Source organism: Planomonospora sp. ID67723, from assembly GCF_015711605.1.
Lineage (GTDB): Bacteria > Actinomycetota > Actinomycetes > Streptosporangiales > Streptosporangiaceae > Planomonospora_A.
The window spans coordinates 75,295-95,533 of sequence record NZ_JABTEZ010000008.1 but is presented as its reverse complement, the minus strand read 5'-3'; the positions used below and the strand labels follow the sequence as shown (position 1 = coordinate 95,533).

The window sequence follows — 20,239 nt, the reverse complement described above, 5'->3', positions numbered from 1 at the left end:
CAGAGTATGTGGTCAGGTAGGCAGGAAGGGGCTGGCCCGTCCGGAATAGGACACATAGAGCACCTCCCTGGCCCGAGTGCAGGCCACATAGAGCAGACCGCGCTCACGCTGGAGGTCGTGCGCCCTGGCCGCGGGGTCCTCCTCGGCCGGGGTGAGCGACTCCGGGGCGGGCACGATCCCGTCGGCGACACCGATCACGGCGACCCGCTGGAACTCCAGGCCCTTCATGCCGTGCAGCGTGGTCACCCGCACCCCCGACTCGCGCAGAACGGTTCTGGCGTCCCGGACGAGCCCGGCGGTCCTCGCGGCGACGCCGATCTCACCCGGCGGGACACCGTCCTCCAGCCACTGTGAGACGTGCGCGACCAGACCGCTCAGCTCGTCCTCCGGTGAGTCGTAGGCACGGACCGTCGGGCGTGGGCCGTGCCGCGTGGCGCGGAAACCGTACAACTCCTGGACCCCCGCCACCAGCCCGTCCGCCGGTCCGCCTCCGCGCAGCCGTACTCCCCAGGAGAGGATCTCCTGGGGAAGCCGGTACGACACCTGGAGCAACCGGTGGCTCGCGTCGATCCCCACCGCGCCCAGCGCCACCCTGGTGTCGAAGACGCGCTGGTGCGGATCGCCCACGATGAACAGATCGTCCGGCGCGTACGGCACCGCCGCGCGCAGCAGCCGCCACTGCGTGGGGTGCAGGTCCTGGGCCTCGTCCACCACGATGTGCCGGTACGGCTCCCGCCGGGGCTCCGCCTCCTCCAGCAGGTCTCCCGTGGTCTGGCCGAGCAGGGTCGCCGCCTCGGCGGCGAGCTGGAGCAGGGTGCGCTTGCCGCGCTCGGCCAGCCGCCCCGTGACGTGCCCGATCGCCCGCCAGACGGCGGTGCGCTGCTCGGCGGAGAGCTCGACGGCGCGGCCCGGGCGCGGCGCCACCAGATACTCGTCGAGGGTGCGGAGGTTCTGCGCCAGGATCACCTGCTCCCACTCGCGCAGCAGGAACGCCGGGCCGTGCTCGCTGTCCGCCTCCCGCCAGAGCGCGGTCAGTTCACCCGCGCCCACCAGCGAGGGCGGGCGCCCCTCGGCCTCGGAGACGATGCGATGGGCCAGCCGGTCCACGTTCCCGACCTCGACCCGCTTGCGTACCGCCTCGCTCTCGATCAGCAGGTCGAGCCTGGCCGACAGGTCGGCGCTCAGCCCTTGGGAGAACGTCACCAGCAGGACAGGCCCGGAGCCGGTCCTGGCCAGGTGGGCGGCGCGGTGCAGGGCGACGAGGGTCTTGCCGGTGCCCGCTCCGCCGGTGACCAGGAGCGGCCGGTCGTAGGAGTCCCAGTAGGCCAGCCGGTGCTGCGGCGGGTGCAGGAACACGCACCAGTCGGGGGCGTCCAGCACGTGGTTCAGCTGGCGCGGGTCGTCGACGAAGACGGCGCGGTCCGGGCTGCGCAGGAGTGCGGAGGCCAGGTCGTCGAGCTCCGCGGGGTCGATCGGGCCGACGCCGGCGACCGCCCGGTGGGTCTCCAGCTCCCGCCAGGCCCCGGCCACCGACTCGCCCCGGGCCAGCGCGGCCAGGGGCGCGTACTGGGTGGGGGGCAGCAGCGGCTCCAGCGCCTCGAGGGTCAGCTCATCGGTGATCTGCCGGAGCAGGGGGAGGAACCGGTGGTCGATCCCCAGCTCGCCCAGGTCGGTGTCGCAGATCTGGGCGAACAGCCGGGCCCGGGACGACCTGGCCGACCTGCGGATCGCCGGCTCCACCCGCTCCAGCGCCGCGGCGTCCCACAGCTCGGCCACGCCGAGCGCGGGGTTGATCCCGAAGCGGAGGCGCTGGGCGTAGGCCCAGGCGTCGGCGTCCGGCAGGACGGTCAGCAGCCAGTAGACGTCCCGCTGCCTGATCACGACGCCGCGATGCCGGTCGGCGAGCCGGAGCGTCGCCACCCGGTCGTCCCTGGCCCCCCTGACCCGTTCGGGATGCGGCGCCCCCGAGGTGTTCTGCAGGAAGCGGCGCACCGCGACCACCGTGTCCCGGCGCACCGGCTGGGCCAGGGCGTCGAGCTCGGCGGGGAACTCGGGGGAGAGGGCGAGTCGGGGCATCGGCTACGCCAGGAGGGACTGCAGGTCGCGGTCCCCGCGCTCGCGCAGGCGGGTGAGGAGGTCGGGCAGGATCACCGGTCCGCTCATCCCGACCCGGGTGGCGATGACCCGCGCGGCGTGCTCGGGGGTCTCGCACGGCGCGGTGTAGCCCACCAGGCGCAGCGCCCGCACGGCCGGTTCCACTCCGGATCCCGCGGCGGGCAGGTGTCTGGCGCGCAGGACCCCTTCGTCGGACAGCGTCAGGAACAGGTGGCTTCCCTCCTTGGCGCCCGCGTCCCGCAGCAGCGGGCCGAGCGAGTCGAGGACCGGCCGGTCCTGCCAGCTCAGCATCAGCTCGCCCACCGCGCTGCTGACCGTGCGGCTGCTGCCCGGGGACATGCCCAGGTAGGAGGCGAACCCCGTGGGCAGCGGGCACTCGGCGCCCTCGATGTGCTCGGCGGTGACGTCGATCCGCAGCCACCAGCGGCCGTCCGGCTGCCGGAAGCAGCGCCGGGTGAGCGCCACGTCCTTGAGCGGCCGGAACGGGGACCTGGCCGGCTCCGGCTCCCCGTCCGCCCCGCGCTCCGCGGGTTCCCGGACCGGCTGCCCGGCCGGCTCCCAGATCGATTTCCGGATCGGCTCCGGGGCGGGTTCCTGGACCGGTCGCCCGGCCAGGGCCGTCGTCTGCGCGGCGGTCGTGCCGTTGCCCCGGTGCGGGGGCGCGGGGTCGTTCGCACCGAGGATGCGGAGCTGCGGGACGTTCTCCAGCCACTCCTTGGCGACCTCGGGGTGGATGCCGAGGGAGGAGATCAGCTCCAGGGCCCGGCCGACGGTCGGGCGCTCGGCGCCGCTGATGAGGTCGCGCGTGCGGTGCTGGAGGTCGGCGATGTCGCCGTCGACCAGCCAGCCGTCGACCAGGTAGTAGTCGGACAGGGTCGCGAGCACGAACTGCCAGGCGGGCACGTCGAGGGAGCGGAGTTCGAACGCGTGCCAGTCGGCTGCGCCGATCAGCCGGTTCCTGGGGGCCGCCTTGCCGAGGACCGCCCGCAGCCCGGCGAGGTGCTCCCGGTACGGCGCCGCCTCGTCGGAGGCGAGCCACTCCCTCAGCCGCCGGCGCAGCTCGGCCTCGATGTCGCGGATGGCCTCGGGCTGGACCGCGAAGAGCTTGGCCAGCGCGTCCACGGTCGCCGGTTCGTCGCTGAACACCCGGTTCTGCGCGACGGCCCAGCTCGTGTCCTCCAGCCCGGCGAACACCCCGTCGAGCAGCGCGTGCAGATCCTCGGAGTCCCGGACCGGCTCGTCCCCTCGGGTCGTCTCGGGCTCCTGAGCCGTCTCGGGCTCCGAGGTCGTCTCCGGTTCCTGAGCCGTCTCGGGCTCCGGGGTCGTCTCCGGTTCCTGGGCTGCTTCGGGTTCCTGAGGTGCTTCGGGTTCCCGGGCCGCTTCGGCCTCCCGCTCCGTCCCGGGCAGTCGTCCCGCCGTCGCGGGTTCCTGTACCGTCCCGGGTTCCCGCGGCGCTTCGGCCTCCCGGTCCGTCTCGGGCAGTCGTGCTTGCGGCGTCTCCGGCTCGGCCGTACCGTCCGCCTTCCCGGCCGCCGCGGCGACCGGTGTGATGGCCGGCGTGACCTCGCCGCGGGCCTCGGCGAGCGCGGGGGCGCCGAGCCCGAAGGCGGGGGCGGCGGAGGCGGGGTCCGGGGCGAGGTGGGCGAAGACCGCGGAGAAGAGGGCGTGCAGGAGCGGGCGCGCCTGGAGGAAGGGCTGGTCCCGGAGGTCGTGGCCGGTGAGGGAGAGCATCCCGGGCCACGAGCCGGCGCGGTCGAGCGCGATGGCCGTGCAGGGCTCGTCGGCCTCGTCCGGGTCCAGGACGTACAGGGCGGGCAGGACGTCGCCCACCGCCGCCGCGGGCCAGTGCGCCAGGGCGATCTCCGCGAGCATCTCGGCGAGCGCCGCCGGTGGCAGCACGGCGAGCACCCGGGAGAGCGGCAGGCTCCGCCACCAGGCATCCGGCAGTCCGGGCTGCTCGCGCAGCAGTGGGATCTCGGCCGCGTCGCTCCAGCGCAGCGGCGGCACGAGGTCACTCAGACAGAAGTTCATCCGTTCCCTTCACCAGCCCCTCAAGCCGCCCATCCACTCCTCGCCGCTGGATAACGAGACTTATGGAACAGACCATAGTCTGGCAAATCACCCCAGCGCACGGGTCAGGTCAGCGGCGGACGGCGGCGAACCTCAGCCGGACATAGTCGGCCATCCAGCCGGTCTCCCGCCGCAGGGCGGGTGCTGCCAGCTCATTCACCCGCCGGAGCAGTGATTCGGCCAGCTCCGGGGAGACTCCCCGGAGCAGTGAACCGGCGAACATCCGTACCCAGTCCGCCGCTCCGTTGGGGCACTCGTCAAGTGGAGTCGGCCGGTCGAAGTACTCCAGAATGCGGACGGTGAACCCGCCCTTCTCCAGCCGGGTGGCGTACTCGGCCGGGGTGGGGAAGTACCACGGCAGGTCGGGCTCGCGCAGCCCGTGCTCCCGCCACGCGGTGGAGACCGCCGCGATCAGCGCGGCGCAGTTGCCCGCGCCGCCCATCTCGGCCACGAACCGGCCGCCCGGGGCCAGCGCCTCGCGGACGCTGGCGATCACCGCGTCCGGCTGCCGTCCCATCCAGTGCAGGGCCGCGTTGGAGAAGACCGCGTCGTACGGCTGGGCGAGTACGAAGTCGTGCCCGTCGCCGACGATGAAGTCCACCCCGGGGTACTGGGCCAGAGCCTTCTCGATCATCGCCTGGGAGCCGTCGATCCCCAGGACGTGGGCGCCCCGGGAGGCGATCTCGGCGGTCAGCACGCCGGTGCCGCAGCCGAGGTCCACGATGCGCTCGCCGGGCTGCGGATCGAGGAGGTCGAGCAGAGGCGCGCCGTGCGCGGAGACGTACCCGAAGCTGCTGTCATAGGTGCGAGCGTTCCACCTCATCAAGCTCGGTGTATCGTATCGCAAGACGATCAGCTCACATTCTGATACGACGCGGCCTCGTGCCGGTACTCACCAGACACTTTAAAGCCTCTGGCATGTCCCGACATATCAGTCACGAGAGTCCCGCCAACCTCACGACTCCTCAACGGCCCCCGCCCACTCACGCTGGAGGTAGGCCTTGGCGGCATCCGTCTTCGGAACGGTCAGGATCACCGGCTCGGCGGTGGTCGCCGGGAGCCTCCGGGCGAGCTCGGGGTCCAGCGTGCCGCGCATCCGCATGGCCTCCGTGCGCACGGGCCGGGCATAGCCCTTCAGGAACAGGTTCTGGCCCCGGTCGGAGAGCAGGAACTCCTGCCAGAGCCGTGCCGCGGCCGGGTGCGGGGCGTCCTTGCTGACGGCCTGGACGTAGTAGGAGGCGAGCACGCTCTCACCCGGGATCGCGACCTTCCAGCCCGGCCCGCTGTCCGTTCCCCGGGCGGCGCGCGCGGCGTTGAGGAAGTCCCAGTCGAGCACGACCGAGGGCTGCTGCCCGGCTTCGGCGAGGTTTCCGGCCTCCTTCAGCCGGGCGAAGAACTCCACGCCCCGCTCCGCGTCGGGCCCGTCTGCGTCCCGGCTCTCGTCTTCCCCGTCCTCCCCGACGCTCTCGTCGAGCGAGGCCCCCATCACGGCGCCGAAGGCCGCCGCGCTCCGCCGGGGGTCGCCGGGCAGCCAGACGCTGTGGCCGGGCTCGAGCAGGTCGGCGTAGGAGGCCGGGGCCGCGACCCTGCGGGAGTCGTAGCCGATGGACATGTAACCGCCGTAGGCGGCGTACCAGGTCCCCTCGGGGTCCTTGAGGTCGTCCGGGATGTCCTGCCAGCCCCGCACCTTGTAGGGCGCGAAGGAGTCGGTGTTGGCCACCGCCACTTCCAGGCTCAGGTCGAACACGTCCGGCCGGAGCGTGGAGGCGGCCTCGATCTGCCGCTGGCTGCTGGCCCCGGGCTCGAGCTCGGTGACCTTGATCCCGTACTCCTCGGAGAAGGCGTCGATGATCTCGCCGTAGTTCACCCAGTCGCGCGCCAGCGCGATCACGGTGAGCGAGCCCTCCTTCCGGGCCGCCTCGACGAGACGCTCCATGCTCGTGAAACCCTCCGCGAGGGAGGCGGCCTGGAGCTTCACCGGCGGAAGCGTCTCGCCACGGGGAACGGCCGGAGCGCTGCATCCGGCGATCGTGGCGAGAAGGAACGCGGCGGCGGCGATGCTGCGTACAGTCACGTCCCGGATACTTCTCCCGGCGGCCGGAACGGTCGAGGAGGCGCGAGCTTTCTTGGTGAACGGCTTACGCCGGTTTCATGACAACCTTGGCCGCCGCGAGGGTCTCCTCGGGGATCTCGACGAGGCTGCCGTCGCGCTTCCGCACGCCGAGCACGCCGTTTCGCCAGAACTCCAGCTCGCCCACGGCGTCGCGGAAGCCCTCTGGGACCCGTCGCCGGGTGGTGACTCTTTTCCCCACGTCAGCAGGGGTTATGGTGATACTCAGCCGAGCTCCGAAGGCGGGAGACACCCCGTAGCACCCCCTCCCGTTTCAGAGATGTGGCGGGCACGGCAATACTAGGGCGTAGCAACCCGCGGTCGAAGTCGTGCCTAGGTGCGTAAAGAAGAAGGAGCCCGAGGTGACCTACGTCATCGCGCAGCCTTGCGTGGACGTCCTGGACAAGGCGTGCATCGAGGAGTGCCCCGTCGATTGCATCTACGAGGGCGAGCGTATGCTCTACATCCACCCCGACGAGTGCGTGGACTGCGGTGCGTGCGAACCCGTCTGTCCCGTTGAGGCGATCTTCTACGAAGACGACCTTCCCGAGCAGTGGAAGGACTTCTACAAGGCCAACGTGGACTTCTTCGAGGACCTGGGGTCGCCCGGCGGCGCCTCCAAGGTCGGCAAGATCGAGAAGGACCACCCGGTCGTCGCGGCCCTGCCTCCGCAGGCCGAGGGCCACTAGGCCCGGCGGATCCACGAGTTCCACCAGGGCACCCGGCGGGCTCACCCCGCCCGCCGGGCCCACCGGCCCGCCAGGGCCGCTGGAGAGCCGACGCGGGCGGCGGCCCGGCGCGCACCGCGCCGTCCCCGCCCGCGTGTTCCATCGACGACTTCCCCCGTCCCTGCCGGGCGGGGCACGCCAGCGGGGAGAACCGTGATCGGGCTGCCGGACTTTCCATGGGATCGGCTCACGCCGTACAAGGAACTGGCGCAGGCGCATGACGGCGGGATCGTGGACCTGTCGGTGGGCACGCCCGTCGATCCGGTGCCCGAGGTCGTACGGCGGGCGCTGGCCGACGCCTCCGACAGCCCGGGATACCCGCTGACCTACGGCACCGAGCGGCTCCGCGCCGCCGCGGCCGGGTGGCTCCGGCGCAGGCACGGCGTCGTCCTCGACCAGGCGGACGTGCTGCCGCTGATCGGCTCCAAGGAGTTCGTGGCCTGGCTGCCGACGCTGCTCGGCATCGGCTCGGGCCAGCGGGTGGTCTTCCCCGAGCTGGCCTACCCCACCTACGACGTGGGCGCGCGCCTGGCCGGCGCGGAACCGTACGCCACCGACGGGCTGGTCGCCCTCGGGCCCGAGCGGGTGCCGCTGGTCTGGGTGAACTCCCCGTCCAACCCGACCGGCCGGGTGCTGCCCGCCGAGCACCTGCGCAAGGTCGTCTCCTGGGCGCGCGAGCACGGCGCGATCGTGGCCTCCGACGAGTGCTACATCGAGCTGGGCTGGGAGGAGGAGCCGATCTCGATCCTGCACCCGGACGTCTGCGGGGGCTCGCACGAGGGGCTGCTCGCGGTGCACTCCCTCTCCAAGCGCTCCAACCTGGCGGGCTACCGCGCGGGCTTCGTCGCCGGAGACCCCGCGCTGATCCGGCGGCTGCTGGAGGTCCGCAAGCACGCGGGCATGATCGTTCCCGCTCCGGTCCAGGCGGCCATGGCCGCCGCGTTCGACGACGACGTGCACGCGGAGGAGCAGCGGGCCCGCTACGCCGCGCGGCGGGCGGCGCTCCGCCCCGCGCTGGAGGCGGCCGGCTGGCGGATCGAGCACTCCACCGCGGGCCTGTACCTCTGGGCGTCCAACGGAGAGGGCTGCTGGGACCAGGTACGAGCCCTGGCGGAGAAGGGCGTTCTCGTCGCCCCGGGCGACTTCTACGGGGAGGCCGGGAGCAGGCACGTCCGGATCGCGGTGACCGCCACCGACGAACGCGTCGGTGCGGCGGTGCGCCGCCTCCAGTAGGATCCCGCGGCATGACCCCTGCGGTCGCCGTGATACTCGGACTGAGCGTGATCACCGTGGTCCTGCTGCTGGGCGCGTTCTACGCGACCACGCGCCAGGACCGCAGGACGCGCGAGGCCGAGGTGCCCGGCGAGAAGACTTCCCCGCCGGTCGAGGCCGAGCCGTCGCCCCCGCCGGTGCCGGACACCGGCCACGTCGGCATCGACTACCCCGACCCCCGCACGATCAGGGTGGGCGACACGATCGACTGCCAGGGGACGCGGGCCCGCGTCCTCGGCGCGTTGTACCTGTCGTGCCAGGGCGTGCAGTGGACCGAGCACCTGCTCGACGACGGCAGCCGCCGCCACCGCTGGCTGTCGATCGAGACCCGCCCCGGACGGTCCCCCGGTGAGGTGCCCCACCTCGAGGTGCTGCTGTGGACGCCGGTGCCCGCCGAGGGGATGATCCCGGCCAAGACGATGATCATCGTCGAGGGCGTGGAGTTCTTCCCGGGAGACCGGGGCACCGCGGCCTTCCGCTCGGAGGGGTTCACCGGGATGCCCGACCGGGGCCTGCTGGACTTCGCCGACTACCGCGCCGCCGACGGCCGCCTGCTCTCCTTCGAGCGGCTCCAGGGTGAGCCGTGGAGCTCCTCCTACGCCCAGCCGCTCCCGCCGGGCTCGATCACCATCGAGAAGAAGGGGGAGGGGGCCGCGGGGTCCTCGCCGAGGACCCCCTGAGCACCGGTTGCCCGCCCGCGGAGGATCGGCCGGGTCAGGAGATCCGGACCCGGTCGGCGGAGGCTCCGGCGTCGGGCTGCCAGCCGCCCTCCTTGCCCCCTGTCACGCTCCAGGCCCGGCCGTCGTAGCGGATCGTGCGCAGGCCGTACTTCTGGGCGTGGGCGAGGGACCAGGTGGTGATCAGCCAGCCGCGCCTGCGGGAGGAGGCGGCGAGGGTGGTCCCGGCGCCCAGGGTGCGGGCCAGCTCCCGCTCGGCCTTGCCCGGCGCGGGGCTGGGCGCGGGCGTCTCCTCGCTGCCCTCCGGAGGGAACCAGCAGTGCACCGCATGCGGCACCCGGCCGGTGAAGGCCGCGGCCAGGATCTTCGCGTTCTCCTCGTGCTGGGCGTACAGCGAGCCGTCGGCCGAGCGCTGCACCTCCTGGGCCGCCTCGTGCAGCGGGATCTTCCGGTAGTCCTTCACCTTCACCAGCGCGGAGAAGAACTTGCCGGCGGCGTAGACAGGGTCGAGCAGCTGCTCCGGCGTGCCCCAGCCCTGCGAGGGGCGCTGCTGGAACACCCCGACGGAGTCGCGGTCGCCGAACGGCAGGTTGTACAGCTTGGACTCCTGGATGCCCGTGGCGTAGGCGATCACGACGGCCCGCTCGGGGAGCTTGCGGCGGTGGGCCACGCCGGCGATCGCCGCGGACACCTGGGCCTGCTCGATCTCCAGGTCGAGGGTGCCGTCCGGGGTGGTGACCGTACAGCCGTCACCGGCGTCGGTCAGCGTCCCGATCCGGTTGATCAGCACGAAGACGCCCACGGTGATGGCCACCGCGAGCACGGTCACGATCGCGATGATCGCGATGACCCCTCTGGAGAACCGCCGCCGCACGGTGAAGAACCTACATGCCTCCGGCAGGTACGCGGTTCGCAAAGGCCGTACGCGCAGGAGACCGCGACCACGCGGCCGGTCCCCGACGCGCCTTCCGGCGGGGCCCGGCGACGGCGGTAGGGTCGCGGGCATGAGTACGCGGCTGGATCTCACTCAGGACGTCGGGGCGCTCACCGCACACGTCGTGGACATCGAGTCGGTGAGCGGGGGCGAGAAGGCGCTCGCCGACGCGGTGGAGGAGGCGCTGCGCGCCCTGCCGCACCTGAGCGTGGAGCGTGACGGCGAGTCGGTCGTGGCCCGCACCCGCCTCGGCCGGGGCGAGCGGGTGGTGATCGCGGGGCACCTCGACACCGTCCCGGTCGCCGGCAACCTGCCCAGCCGGGTCGAGGGCGACCTGCTGTACGGCTGCGGCACCTCCGACATGAAGAGCGGCGTCGCGGTCGCGCTGAAGCTCGCCGCCGCGCTGGAGGCGCCGAGCCGGGACGTGACCTACGTCTTCTACGACTGCGAGGAGATCGAGGCCGAGCGCAACGGGCTGCTCCGGCTCAGCCGGAACCGCCCCGACTGGCTGGCCGGCGACTTCGCGGTGCTCATGGAGCCCACCGACGGCGCCATCGAGGGCGGCTGCCAGGGCACCCTGCGGGCGCAGGTCGTCACCCACGGCCGGCGCGCGCACAGCGCCAGGTCCTGGCTCGGCGTCAACGCGATCCACGCCGCCCGGCCGGTGCTGGAGATCCTGGAGGGCTACGAGGCGCGGCTGCCGGTGGTCGACGGGCTGGAGTACCACGAGGGCCTGAACGCGGTGGGAATCGCCGGCGGGGTGGCGGGCAACGTGATCCCCGACGAGTGCGTGGTGACGGTCAACTACCGCTTCGCCCCCGATCTGTCGCTGGAGGCGGCGCGCGAGCACGTGCGCGAGGTGTTCGACGGGTTCGAGGTCCGCTTCACCGACGGGGCTCCGGCCGCGCGGCCCGGCCTGACCCACCCGGCGGCGGCCGCGTTCGTGACGGCCGTGGGCGGTGTGCCGAGGGCCAAGCTCGGCTGGACCGACGTCTCCCTCTTCGCGGGGCTCGGCATCCCGGCCGTCAACTACGGCCCCGGCGACCCGAACCTGGCGCACCAGCGCGGTGAGTTCGTCTCCCTGGAGAAGATCGCCGAATGCGAGCGCCGCATGCTCGCCTGGTTGCGTTGACGGCTGTGTCCATGGGCCGTGCTCCGCACGGCCGGCTCGGGAGGCCGGTCACCAGCCCCCGCCCTCGTCACGTCCTCGCTGCGCTGCGGGCGTTCCCCGGTTGGTTCACCGGCGCCCCCGAGCGGGCTGACGGGCCGTACGGGGGCGTCCAGGCGGGCACGCAAAAAGAAAGTGGCTTTCCTCGCCGGCCATTTGGCGGGGAAAGCCACTTTCAGTCCCGAGCAGCACCCTCGGCAGTTAGACGCAGCCTCCTCGAAATCCGGTTCCGTGTTTTCAGAGGGAATTTTCAAGATTTTTTCCAAGCGGGCGCTAGCGTGATCGGCATGAAGAGAACACGTCCGGAGCGCCGTCAGGGATCCGCTGTGGTCCGCGGCGAACTCGTCCCCGACTCCACCTATGACCAGCGGCTTCTCGACCGGAGGGGGCCCGCCGACTGGCTGCACATGGACCCCTGGCGGGTGCTGCGCATCCAGGCGGAGTTCGTCGAGGGCTTCGGCCAGCTCGCCGAGCTGCCCCAGGCGGTCACGGTCTTCGGCTCGGCCCGCACGCCCGCGGGCACGCCCGAGTACGAGATGGGTGTGGAGCTGGGCCGCAAGCTCTCGGAGGCGGGCTACGCCGTGATCACCGGCGGCGGCCCGGGCTGCATGGAGGCGGCGAACAAGGGGACCGCCGAGGCGGGCGGCGTCTCGGTCGGGCTCGGCATCGAGCTCCCCTTCGAGCAGAACATGAACGAGTACGTGGACCTCGGCATCGAGTTCCGGTACTTCTTCGTCCGCAAGACCATGTTCGTGAAGTACTCCTGCGGGTTCGTCACGCTTCCCGGCGGGTTCGGCACGCTGGACGAGCTGTTCGAGGCGTTGACGCTCGTCCAGACCCAGAAGGTCACCTCCTTCCCCGTGGTGTTGATGGGCACCGAGTTCTGGGGCGGGCTGATCGACTGGATCAAGTCCACGCTCGCGGGCACCGGGAAGATCTCCGCTGCCGACCTGAACCTCATCCACGTCACCGACGACCCCGACGAGGCCGTCCGGATCATCGTCGAGGCGGATCGCTCCCGCTCCCCGCAACGCGAGGAGGAGAAGGAGTCGGTCAGGCAGACGGTCTCCGACGCCCAATAGGGTTGATCCGTGTTCATCTGTGTGTTTCTCGCATCAAGCCAGAAGATCGATCAGAAGTACTTGGTGCTGGCCGAGGAGGTGGGCACCGAACTGGCCAGACGTGGGCACACGCTGGTCAGCGGGGGTGCCAAGGTGTCGTGCATGGGGGCGGTGGCCCGGGCGGCCCGCGCGGGCGGCGGCCGTACGGTGGGGGTGATCCCGCAGGCCCTGGTGGACATCGAGGTCGCCGACGAGGACTCGGACGAGCTGGTCGTCACCGCCGACATGCGCGAGCGCAAGGGGACCATGGACGCCCGCTCCGACGCCTTCCTGGTGCTTCCCGGCGGCATCGGCACGCTGGAGGAGCTGTTCGAGATCTGGACCGCGCGCACCCTGGGCCTGCACGACAAGCCGCTGGTCATCCTGGACCCGTGGGGCCTGTACGCGCCGCTGCGGGAGCTGGTGGAGGGCATGCACGAGGCGGGCTTCACCCGGCCGGGCGTCTTCGACGCGATCTCCTGGACGACCACGGTCGAGGAGGCCTTCGAGCACCTGGAGAAGGCCACCAGGCACCTGGCTCCCAGCCCGGAGGAGCTGGGCGAGGCCGCGGTGAACTAGCGGTGAACCGGACGCGCTGTCAGGCGAGGCCGCGGCGGGCCAGGGCGGGAGGCCGCCGACCGGCCAGGGAGTCGGTCATCTCCACCGCGAGCCGTACCCGGTCGGGACGGGCGGTGCGGAAGACCCGGGCGCCGAGCCAGGCGCAGATCGAGGCCGCGGCCAGTTCCGCGGCCTCGTCGCCGTCTCCGGCCAGCTCGGCGGGGGTGACGGCGACGGTGTGCCCCGCCGCGGCGAGACGCTCGATCTCGGCAAGCGAGCGCGCCTCGACCCAGCCGGGTCCGCCGTCGTCGTCCGGTCCGATCACCGTGAGAGCCGTCATGGCGCGATCCTAAGCCCGGAGAGTTGTGGCACGATTCGTAGTGTGCTGGTCGTACTCTCCCTCGCCGCTCTCGCCATCCTCGCCGGAGTGGTGCTGGTCGCCATGGGGAAGGGCGGCGAGCTGACGGAGTTCGCTCCCGACGTGCCCCCTCTCGCCCTGCCCGACGCCGGCCACCTCGGTGCCGTGGACTTCGTGGCCCTCCAGCTCCCGGTGAGCCTGGTCGGCTATCACACGCAGAGCGTCGACGAGACGCTGCAGCGCGCCGCGAGCGCGCTGAGCGAGCGCGACACCAGGATCGCGGTGCTGGAGCAGCGGGTGTCGGAGCTGCTCGCCAGCAGGCTCCAGGCCCGTCAGGAGGTGCACGCCGGCCCGTCGTACGGCCCGGTCACCGAGCACCGGCCCGGGATCCCGGCGCAGGACCCCGCGGAGCTGCGGGGAGACGACTCCCTGGCCGAGTGGAGGAAGGCCCTGGCCCCGTCGGCCGGCGGGGCGCCGTCCGAGGGAGCGCCGTCCGACGAGGCGGGCGATCCCTCCCCGTCCGGGGGCGCGGGTGAGGCCCCGGCGGCGGAGAAGGCGGACGGGGCCCCGGCGTCCGGGACGACGGACGAGGCTCCGGCATCGGGGAGAGCGGACATGGAGCGGCCGGGTTGACCGATCTCGTGCGGTGCGGGTGGGTGAGCTCGGCTCCCGACTACATCGCCTACCACGACGATGAGTGGGGCCGCCGGGTCGAGGGTGATGACCGGGTGTTCGAGCGGCTCACGCTGGAGGCCTTCCAGTCGGGTCTGTCGTGGATCACGATCCTGCGCAAGCGGGAGAACTTCCGGGCGGCCTTCGCCGGGTTCTCCATCCCGGCCGTTGCCGCGTTCGGTCAGGCCGACGTGGACCGCCTGCTCGCCGACCCGGGCATCGTCCGCAACCGGGCCAAGATCGAGGCGGCCGTCGCCAACGCGCGCGCCGCGCTCGACGTCGGCCTCTCCGACCTCGTCTGGCGCCACGCCGATCCCGGCTCCCCGGCGCCGGCGACCGGTGCCGACGTGCCGGCGCAGACACCGGGCTCCAGGGCCCTGGCCAAGGAGCTGAAGCGCCACGGCTTCCGCTTCGTCGGTCCCACCACCGCCTACGCGCTGATGCAGGCCATCGGCCTGGTCAACGACCACGTCTCCGGCTGCTGGGTCCGGGACCGGGTCTGACGGCGCCTAACGCCCCTCGAAGACCGGGCGCTCCTTGTTGAGGAACGCCCGGGTGGCGTTGTTGTGGTCGTCTGTCTTGGCGCAGGCGTCCTGGAGGTCGGCCTCCAGTTCCAGTGCGTCGTCCAGGGTGCTGCCCGCCGCGAACGCCACAGCTCGCTTGGTCGCGGCATAGGCGCTGGTCGGCCCCTGTGCCAGCCGTACGGCCAGCGCCCGCGCCGCGGTGGGGAGTTCCTCGCTGGGGACGACCTTGGAGACGACGCCGAGCTCCAGCGCGCGGGCCGCGCCGAGCGGCTCGTTCAGCAGGAGCAGCTCGGCGGCGCGGGCCGGCCCGACCAGGCGCTGGAGGGTCCAGGACGCGCCGGAGTCGGGAGCCAGGCCGATCCCGGTGAAGGCCATCGTGAACTTGGCTCTGTCGGAGGCGATCCGCAGGTCGCAGGCGAAGGCGAGGGACGCGCCCGCCCCCGCCGCGACGCCGTTCACCGCTGCGATGACCGGTTTGCCCATCTCGGTGATCACCCGGATGATCGGGTTGTAGTGGGTGCGCACCGTGTCGTCCAGGCCGCGGCCCGCCTCCAGGTTGGCGGCGTGCTCGCCCAGGTCCTGGCCGGCGCAGAACGCCCGCTCCGATCCCGTCAGCAGTACCGCACGCACCGCGTAGGCGTGCGAGGCCATGGTCAGCGCTTCGAGCAGTTCGGTCTTCATCCTGACGGTCAGCGCGTTCATCGCCTCGGGGCGGTCCAGCGTGATGGTGGCGACGCCTTCGTCCACCGAGTAGAGGACATCGTTCAACGGAGAACTCCTTACCGTTCGGTCAGGTGGCGTTCGACGAACGCCACGGCTGCGGGCAGCAGGCGTGTGGCCTCCTGCTCGAAGTAGGCTCTGGCCTTCTCCCCGGGCCAGCCGGGAGGGAGCAGGTCGGCGGGGAGGCCGGGGTCGCGGAACAGGAAATTGCGCCAGCCGTGCAGCAGTCTGCTGCGGACGGCGAACACCCGGTCGTCGTCCGCGTCGCCGGGGATCCCTCCGACCAGCTCCACCGCCCGGGCCAGCCAGTCTTCGTAGGCCGTCGCGATGGCCTCCAGATCCCAGGTGCGAGCCACCAGCGCCCGGGGGTCGCCGTCCAGCACCGCCTCGAACCGCTCCGCGCGGATCTGCTCGCCAGAGAGCAGCGAGTCGAGCTCGGGGGAGGGGTGCGGGCCGATCCAGGTGGTCTCCGACAGCGGCGCGTACCCGAGGAAGGACAGGTCGGCCCTGAGCCGCTCCCGCCGGGGCCGCTCGCGGACCGGCTCGATCACGACCAGATGCCACCGGCCGGACCAGGCGATCGTTCCCGCTCGGTAAATTCTCAGTGCGGCCTCGTCGAGGCGGCGCACACACTTCGGGGTGACCTCGTAGCCGGGTCCGCCGGGCAGGCGGACGGGGGCGAGCCACCCCTGACGGACCATCCGGGAGACGGCGGTGCGCACGGCGGGAGCGGCGATCTCCAGCGGGGCGAGCAGGCGGACGAGGGCGGCGACGGACGCGCGGCCGCCCCGGGACCGCAGGTGGTCCCCGTACAGATCGAACAGCGCGGCGCGGGCGTTCACGAGGACAAGTTTGGTCGTCCGGGGGGTCCCGGACAACGGTATCGGGCCCCTGATGGTGCCGGGGGGAAGCTGATCGTTCCCATTCCGAGCGCGGAGGCGGGATAATAGGACATCACAGAAGACGTGAATGCGTCGGCCACCCTCGGGTCAGTCGGAGATCCGGAGCCCGAAGCAGGAAGGGATACACGCATGGCGGCGATGAAGCCGAGGACCGGCGATGGTCCGCTGGAGGTCGTCAAGGAAGGCAGGGGAATCGTCATGCGGGTCCCCCTGGAGGGCGGCGGCCGGCTTGTCGTCGAGCTGTCGGCGGACGAGGCCGGTGCTCTGGGCGAGGAGCTGAAGAAGGTCGTCGGCTGAGCCCGGCATGATCCTGAGGCGGCGTGGCGGGCACCACCCACCCTGCTCACCCGGAGCATGACATCAGCGACAGCCCGCACGACCGCGACCGATGACACGGCCCTGGCCGCTGGACCGCCCCACGGCGGCTCGCGCCAGGGCCGCGGTGTTCTCCCGGTTCGAGACTGGAGTTTCCACGTGCCGATAAAGACTTCGATCACCACAGCACCACGGGTGCCGGACGGGGCCGAGCTGCTCGCGGTCCCCTTCGGCGCGGAGCTGGACCCACGGGTCGAGCTGCCCGTGCCCGCTGCCGCGCTGCTCGACCACTACCAGGCCAAGGGCGAGGCGGGCGAGATCGTCGAGGTGCCCGTCACGCGCGGCGACGGGGTCGGCCGGGTGCTGCTCTACGGGGTCGGCGACGGCTCGGCCACCGCGCTGCGCAAGGCGGGTGCGGCGGTGGTCCGCCGGGGCAGGGGCCGTGAGGCGCTCAGCGTGGTGCTCCCGGCGGGGTCCGCCGGGGAGAGGGCCGCGTTCGTGGAGGGCGCGCTGCTGGCCGCCTACACCTTCCGGATCGGCGAGGCGGGCTCCGGGCCGGTGGCCGCGATCGAGTTCGCGGGCGAGGACCCCCGGGACGCGGCGGGCGTCGAGGCCGCGGTGGACAGGGGCCGGGTGATCGCCGAGGCGGTCGCGCTCGCCAGGGACCTGGCCAACACGCCCGCCTCGGTGAAGACCCCCGAGTGGCTCGCGGAGCGCGCACTGGAGCAACTGGCCGAGGCCGGCCCGGGGCGGATGAGCGCGCGGGTCTGGGACGAGGACGCGCTGCGGACCGGGCGTTTCGGCGGCATCCTCGCCGTCGGCCAGGGCTCGGTGAGCCCTCCGAGGCTGATCCAGCTCTCCTACGAGCCCGAGGAGGCCGTGGCGCGCCGTACCGAGGGCGTGCCGCTCAAGCACGTCGTCCTGGTCGGCAAGGGCATCACCTACGACACCGGCGGTCTTTCACTCAAGCCCACCGAGGGCATGAAGTTCATGAAGACCGACATGGCGGGCGGCGCGGTGGTCATCGCGGTCCTGGGGGCGCTGGCCACGCTCGGCGCGCCGGTCCGCGTCACCGGCCTGATCGCCGCCGCGGAGAACTCCTTCTCCGGTGCGGCCCAGCGTCCCGGCGACGTGATCACGCAGTACGGCGGGCGCACCGTCGAGGTGCTCAACACCGACGCCGAGGGCCGCCTGGTGATGGCCGACGCGCTGGCCTACGCCGACGCCGAGCTGGACCCGGACGTCATGGTGGACGTCGCCACGCTCACCGGGGCGATCAGCATCGCGCTCGGCAAGAGCCTGGGCGCGGTCTTCGCCTCCGACGACGAACTGGCCGACGAGCTGGCGCGCGCGGGGGAGACGAGCGGTGAGCGGCTCTGGCGGATGCCGCTGATCGAGGACTACACCCCGGCCCTGGAGTCCTCGGTCGCCGACCTGGCCAACATCGAGGCCGGGTCCGCCTACGGCGCGGGCTCGATCACCGCGGCGCTGTTCCTGCGCGAGTTCACCGGCAAGCGGCCGTGGGCGCACCTGGACATCGCGGGGGTCGGGCGCAGCACGGCCGACGAGGGGATCCTCGCCAAGGGGGCCACGGGCTTCGGCGTCCGCCTGCTGCTGGAGTGGCTGACCGCCGGTGGGGCCGGGCGGTCCTAGCCGGAGAGCTTGATCGCGGCGAGGATGCCGTCGCCGAGGGGAAGCAGGAGCGGGCGGAGCCGCTCGTCGGAACGGACGAGCTTGCCCAGCTCCCGCACGGCGACGGTGTCCGGGTCGCGCTGGGTCGGGTCGGCGACCCGGTGGTGCCACAGGGCGTTGTCGAATACGACGATGCCGCCCGGACGGAGCAGCCGTACGGCCTCGGCCAGGTAGTCGCCGTACTCCTGCTTGGCGCCGTCGCAGAAGACCAGGTCGTAGCCGCCGTCGGACAGGCGCGGCAGCACGTCGAGGGCGCGGCCGGTGATCAGCCTGACCCGGCCGCCGGAGAAGCCGGCCTGGGCGAAGCTCTGCCGGGCCAGGCGCTGGTGCTCGGGCTCGACGTCCACGCTGGTGAGCGTGCCGTCCTGGCGCATGCCGCGGAGCAGCCACAGGCCGGAGACGCCGCAGCCGGTGCCGATCTCCACGACGGCGCGGGCGTTGATGGCCGTGGCGAGAAAGCACAGGGCGGCCCCGCCGCTGGGCGCGATCGGCGGCGCCCCCACCTCGGCGCCCCGTTGCCGGGCGATGCGCAGGACGTCGTCCTCGGGATGGAAATCCTCGGCATAGGCCAGAGTGGCCTCCAACGGACTTGTCGGCGTCTCAGCCATCGGCCTCTCCTCCCGCTTTCTCCGTACACAGTCGTATGACGCTGGGTCGCAGCCTAAGGGAGTCGGGCCAGATCGGGAACTCATGTCATGGCCGGTGCGTTGCACGGTTTAAGCGGCCTTTGCCGGTCGTGAAGGCAGCGAGTACGCATGAAGGGACGAAACCAGGCACTATGGCGATAGCGGTGGTCCCGGAGAGAGGAGTGCCGGTGGACGAATCCGACCACCAGGCAGATACTCCCGTGTCTGACTGGACGCCTCCCACCTGGGAGGAGGTGGTCCGGACCCACTCGGCTCGCGTGTACCGGCTGGCCTATCGGCTGACCGGCAACGTCCACGATGCCGAGGATCTCACCCAGGAGGTCTTCGTCCGGGTCTTCAGATCTCTGTCGAACTACACGCCGGGCACCTTCGAGGGCTGGTTGCACCGCATCACCACCAACCTCTTCCTCGACACGGCCCGGCGCAGGCAGCGCATCCGGTTCGAGGGGCTCGCCGACGACGCCGCCGAGCGGCTGCGCGGGCGTGAGCCCTCTCCCGCCCAGGCGTATGACGACAGTCACATGGAGCCCGACATCCAGGCGGCGCTCGACGCCCTCGCGCCCGAGTTCCGCGCCGCCGTCGTCCTGTGCGACATCGAAGAGCTGTCCTACGAGGAGATCGCCGCGACGCTCGGCGTGAAGCTCGGCACCGTCCGCAGCCGCATCCACCGCGGCCGGGCACAACTGCGTGATGCGCTCGAGCACCGCGCGCCACGCGGCGAACGGTTCCCCCCCACCGTCACCCGCGGGGAGGAGTTCGCATGAGAAACGAGCGAAGGCCCGAAATGAGCACCACGATCAAGGGCGAATGTCACGACGAGCCGCTTGGCAAGGAGTCGGCATGAGTCATCTTGGAGAGCGTGTTTCGGCGCTCGTCGACGGAGAACTGAACCACCATGAGCGCGACCGCGCCCTGGCCCACCTGACCTTCTGCGCGGACTGCCGCGCCGAGGTCGACACCATGCGCGCGCTGAAGAGCCGCCTGCGGTCCCTGGACGGGCCGTCGATGCCGGCGGACCTGACGGTGTCGCTGCTGCGGATGGCCGAGCCCGGCGGCCCGCTGCCGCCGCGCGAGCGGCCCTTCCCGGTCGCCCGGACCTTCGGCGGGGCGCCCATCCCGAGCATGCACAGCATCGCGCCGCCGGACAACCGGCCCCGAGGCCGCGCCGTCGGCGCGCCTCGCCGCTCACGCAGGGCGGGCTACGTCGCGGTGGGCTTCGCCTCGGCGGCCGTGGCGCTCGGCACCCTGTTCGTCGTGGGCGGTGCGGAGTCCGGCCCGCGCGTCCCGCCCGCCGACATGTTCGCCAACCAGCCCAGGATCGCGCCGTCCAGCGGTACGGCGACGCCCGCTCCCTCGCCGACGCCGCTGACGCCCGCCCCGTGATCCGGCTGCCCGCCGCCGTGCTCCCGTCCGCCTCATCCCGGCGGGCCGAGCCGGTGGGCAGCCCGCGCACGGTGATTCTCGGTGATACTTATATCCGGAGTATTCGGATCGCCTGCCCGTGATGTCAGTCTCTGTCCCCCTTGGCGTGTTCGGTGAGGAACGTCTCCCGTGGCGGCATGTGGAGCGGTGCGACGGGCATACGATCTGGATCCGGGGCGGGGTTGTCCACCGTCCCGGGCCGGTGTCTCCGAATGAGCGTGCTTTATGTCTCTCGTATGCCCGTGCCGGGAAGAT

At 72.2% G+C, this 20,239-nt stretch carries 22 protein-coding genes; 12 read left to right on the top strand and 10 right to left on the bottom strand.

The annotated features are described in order from the left end of the window. Positions 1 to 12: 12 nt before the first annotated feature. The 5 genes from HS041_RS37830 to HS041_RS37810 all read right to left on the bottom strand — a co-directional run bounded on the left by HS041_RS37830 (position 13) and on the right by HS041_RS37810 (position 6,497). Positions 13 to 2,076, bottom strand: coding sequence for a UvrD-helicase domain-containing protein (locus HS041_RS37830; RefSeq protein ID WP_196445733.1), 2,064 nt, complete (start codon positions 2,074 to 2,076; stop codon positions 13 to 15). Between the two features lie 3 nt (positions 2,077 to 2,079). Then, positions 2,080 to 4,146, bottom strand: coding sequence for a hypothetical protein (locus HS041_RS37825; RefSeq protein ID WP_196445732.1), 2,067 nt, complete (start codon positions 4,144 to 4,146; stop codon positions 2,080 to 2,082). 109 nt (positions 4,147 to 4,255) lie between these two features. Then, positions 4,256 to 5,008, bottom strand: a complete 753-nt coding sequence (locus tag HS041_RS37820; RefSeq protein ID WP_196445731.1) for a class I SAM-dependent methyltransferase — start codon at positions 5,006 to 5,008, stop codon at positions 4,256 to 4,258. Positions 5,009 to 5,140: 132 nt separating this feature from the next. Then, positions 5,141 to 6,259 (bottom strand): ABC transporter substrate-binding protein, encoded by a 1,119-nt coding sequence (locus tag HS041_RS37815; RefSeq protein ID WP_196445730.1) that lies wholly within the window; start codon positions 6,257 to 6,259, stop codon positions 5,141 to 5,143. A 64-nt stretch (positions 6,260 to 6,323) separates the two neighbouring features. Beyond that, complete coding sequence (locus HS041_RS37810; protein ID WP_307845647.1) at positions 6,324 to 6,497, bottom strand: putative acetyltransferase; 174 nt, start codon at positions 6,495 to 6,497, stop codon at positions 6,324 to 6,326. Positions 6,498 to 6,657: 160 nt separating this feature from the next. Between HS041_RS37810 and fdxA the strand changes: the two genes are divergently transcribed. The 3 genes from fdxA to HS041_RS37795 all read left to right on the top strand — a co-directional run bounded on the left by fdxA (position 6,658) and on the right by HS041_RS37795 (position 8,975). Next, positions 6,658 to 6,984 carry a ferredoxin gene (gene fdxA, locus HS041_RS37805; RefSeq protein ID WP_184940603.1) on the top strand — a complete coding sequence of 109 codons (327 nt, stop codon included), beginning with the start codon at positions 6,658 to 6,660 and terminating at the stop codon, positions 6,982 to 6,984. 192 nt (positions 6,985 to 7,176) lie between these two features. Beyond that, a complete protein-coding gene (gene dapC / locus HS041_RS37800; protein ID WP_196445728.1) occupies positions 7,177 to 8,256 on the top strand; it encodes a succinyldiaminopimelate transaminase in 1,080 nt (359 codons plus the stop codon). 11 nt (positions 8,257 to 8,267) lie between these two features. Then, positions 8,268 to 8,975: a DUF4178 domain-containing protein gene (locus tag HS041_RS37795; RefSeq protein WP_196445727.1), complete on the top strand. Its 708-nt coding sequence runs from the start codon at positions 8,268 to 8,270 to the stop codon at positions 8,973 to 8,975. Positions 8,976 to 9,009: 34 nt separating this feature from the next. Here HS041_RS37795 and HS041_RS37790 read toward each other — a convergent pair whose 3' ends face one another. After that, positions 9,010 to 9,846, bottom strand: coding sequence for a hypothetical protein (locus HS041_RS37790; protein ID WP_196445726.1), 837 nt, complete (start codon positions 9,844 to 9,846; stop codon positions 9,010 to 9,012). A 130-nt stretch (positions 9,847 to 9,976) separates the two neighbouring features. Between HS041_RS37790 and dapE the strand changes: the two genes are divergently transcribed. From dapE to HS041_RS37775, 3 genes are all read left to right on the top strand, one after another. Then, the gene (gene dapE / locus HS041_RS37785; RefSeq protein ID WP_196445725.1) at positions 9,977 to 11,038 is read left to right on the top strand and encodes a succinyl-diaminopimelate desuccinylase; all 1,062 of its coding nucleotides are present in this window, start codon (positions 9,977 to 9,979) and stop codon (positions 11,036 to 11,038) included. A gap of 323 nt (positions 11,039 to 11,361) precedes the next feature. Further along, positions 11,362 to 12,156 (top strand): LOG family protein, encoded by a 795-nt coding sequence (locus HS041_RS37780; protein WP_196445724.1) that lies wholly within the window; start codon positions 11,362 to 11,364, stop codon positions 12,154 to 12,156. A 9-nt stretch (positions 12,157 to 12,165) separates the two neighbouring features. Beyond that, positions 12,166 to 12,753 carry an LOG family protein gene (locus HS041_RS37775; protein WP_196445723.1) on the top strand — a complete coding sequence of 196 codons (588 nt, stop codon included), beginning with the start codon at positions 12,166 to 12,168 and terminating at the stop codon, positions 12,751 to 12,753. Between the two features lie 19 nt (positions 12,754 to 12,772). On the opposite strand, the gene HS041_RS37770 is transcribed toward HS041_RS37775, so the two are convergent. Further along, the gene (locus tag HS041_RS37770; protein ID WP_196445722.1) at positions 12,773 to 13,072 is read right to left on the bottom strand and encodes a hypothetical protein; all 300 of its coding nucleotides are present in this window, start codon (positions 13,070 to 13,072) and stop codon (positions 12,773 to 12,775) included. A 42-nt stretch (positions 13,073 to 13,114) separates the two neighbouring features. On the opposite strand from HS041_RS37770, the gene HS041_RS37765 reads away from it, so the two are divergent. Continuing rightward, complete coding sequence (locus HS041_RS37765; protein WP_196445721.1) at positions 13,115 to 13,723, top strand: hypothetical protein; 609 nt, start codon at positions 13,115 to 13,117, stop codon at positions 13,721 to 13,723. After that, complete coding sequence (locus HS041_RS37760; protein WP_196445720.1) at positions 13,720 to 14,265, top strand: DNA-3-methyladenine glycosylase I; 546 nt, start codon at positions 13,720 to 13,722, stop codon at positions 14,263 to 14,265. The genes HS041_RS37765 and HS041_RS37760 overlap by 4 nt, the downstream gene beginning before the upstream one ends. A 6-nt stretch (positions 14,266 to 14,271) precedes the next feature. Here HS041_RS37760 and HS041_RS37755 read toward each other — a convergent pair whose 3' ends face one another. Next, positions 14,272 to 15,054 carry an enoyl-CoA hydratase-related protein gene (locus HS041_RS37755; protein WP_196445719.1) on the bottom strand — a complete coding sequence of 261 codons (783 nt, stop codon included), beginning with the start codon at positions 15,052 to 15,054 and terminating at the stop codon, positions 14,272 to 14,274. 11 nt (positions 15,055 to 15,065) lie between these two features. Further along, positions 15,066 to 15,848 (bottom strand): PaaX family transcriptional regulator, encoded by a 783-nt coding sequence (locus HS041_RS37750; RefSeq protein ID WP_196445718.1) that lies wholly within the window; start codon positions 15,846 to 15,848, stop codon positions 15,066 to 15,068. Positions 15,849 to 16,037: 189 nt separating this feature from the next. Between HS041_RS37750 and HS041_RS37745 the strand changes: the two genes are divergently transcribed. Both HS041_RS37745 and HS041_RS37740 read left to right on the top strand, forming a co-directional pair. Next, positions 16,038 to 16,205, top strand: coding sequence for a DUF3117 domain-containing protein (locus HS041_RS37745; RefSeq protein ID WP_068901342.1), 168 nt, complete (start codon positions 16,038 to 16,040; stop codon positions 16,203 to 16,205). 177 nt (positions 16,206 to 16,382) lie between these two features. Beyond that, entirely contained in the window at positions 16,383 to 17,876 is a 1,494-nt protein-coding gene (locus tag HS041_RS37740) for a leucyl aminopeptidase (RefSeq protein WP_307845646.1), read from the top strand. Here HS041_RS37740 and HS041_RS37735 read toward each other — a convergent pair. After that, entirely contained in the window at positions 17,873 to 18,523 is a 651-nt protein-coding gene (locus HS041_RS37735; RefSeq protein ID WP_196445716.1) for an O-methyltransferase, read from the bottom strand. The genes HS041_RS37740 and HS041_RS37735 overlap by 4 nt on opposite strands. A 170-nt stretch (positions 18,524 to 18,693) precedes the next feature. On the opposite strand from HS041_RS37735, the gene sigE reads away from it, so the two are divergent. Next, entirely contained in the window at positions 18,694 to 19,326 is a 633-nt protein-coding gene (gene sigE, locus HS041_RS37730; protein WP_196445715.1) for an RNA polymerase sigma factor SigE, read from the top strand. A 76-nt stretch (positions 19,327 to 19,402) separates the two neighbouring features. Further along, on the top strand, positions 19,403 to 19,945 hold the full coding sequence (locus HS041_RS37725) for an anti-sigma factor family protein (RefSeq protein ID WP_196445714.1): 543 nt from the start codon (positions 19,403 to 19,405) through the stop codon (positions 19,943 to 19,945). The last annotated feature ends 294 nt before the right edge of the window (positions 19,946 to 20,239 follow it).

What these genes read in the sequence shown, in the direction of transcription:
- sigE (WP_196445715.1), top strand. Translation starts at nt 18,694, where the DNA reads ATGGCGATAGCGGTGGTCCCGGAGAGAGGAGTGCCGGTGGACGAATCC.
- HS041_RS37825 (WP_196445732.1), bottom strand. Translation starts at nt 4,146, where the DNA reads ATGAACTTCTGTCTGAGTGACCTCGTGCCGCCGCTGCGCTGGAGCGAC.
- HS041_RS37735 (WP_196445716.1), bottom strand. Translation starts at nt 18,523, where the DNA reads ATGGCTGAGACGCCGACAAGTCCGTTGGAGGCCACTCTGGCCTATGCC.
- HS041_RS37820 (WP_196445731.1), bottom strand. Translation starts at nt 5,008, where the DNA reads ATGAGGTGGAACGCTCGCACCTATGACAGCAGCTTCGGGTACGTCTCC.
- HS041_RS37725 (WP_196445714.1), top strand. Translation starts at nt 19,403, where the DNA reads ATGAGTCATCTTGGAGAGCGTGTTTCGGCGCTCGTCGACGGAGAACTG.
- HS041_RS37830 (WP_196445733.1), bottom strand. Translation starts at nt 2,076, where the DNA reads ATGCCCCGACTCGCCCTCTCCCCCGAGTTCCCCGCCGAGCTCGACGCC.
- HS041_RS37780 (WP_196445724.1), top strand. Translation starts at nt 11,362, where the DNA reads ATGAAGAGAACACGTCCGGAGCGCCGTCAGGGATCCGCTGTGGTCCGC.
- dapE (WP_196445725.1), top strand. Translation starts at nt 9,977, where the DNA reads ATGAGTACGCGGCTGGATCTCACTCAGGACGTCGGGGCGCTCACCGCA.
- HS041_RS37770 (WP_196445722.1), bottom strand. Translation starts at nt 13,072, where the DNA reads ATGACGGCTCTCACGGTGATCGGACCGGACGACGACGGCGGACCCGGC.
- HS041_RS37745 (WP_068901342.1), top strand. Translation starts at nt 16,038, where the DNA reads ATGGCGGCGATGAAGCCGAGGACCGGCGATGGTCCGCTGGAGGTCGTC.
- HS041_RS37795 (WP_196445727.1), top strand. Translation starts at nt 8,268, where the DNA reads ATGACCCCTGCGGTCGCCGTGATACTCGGACTGAGCGTGATCACCGTG.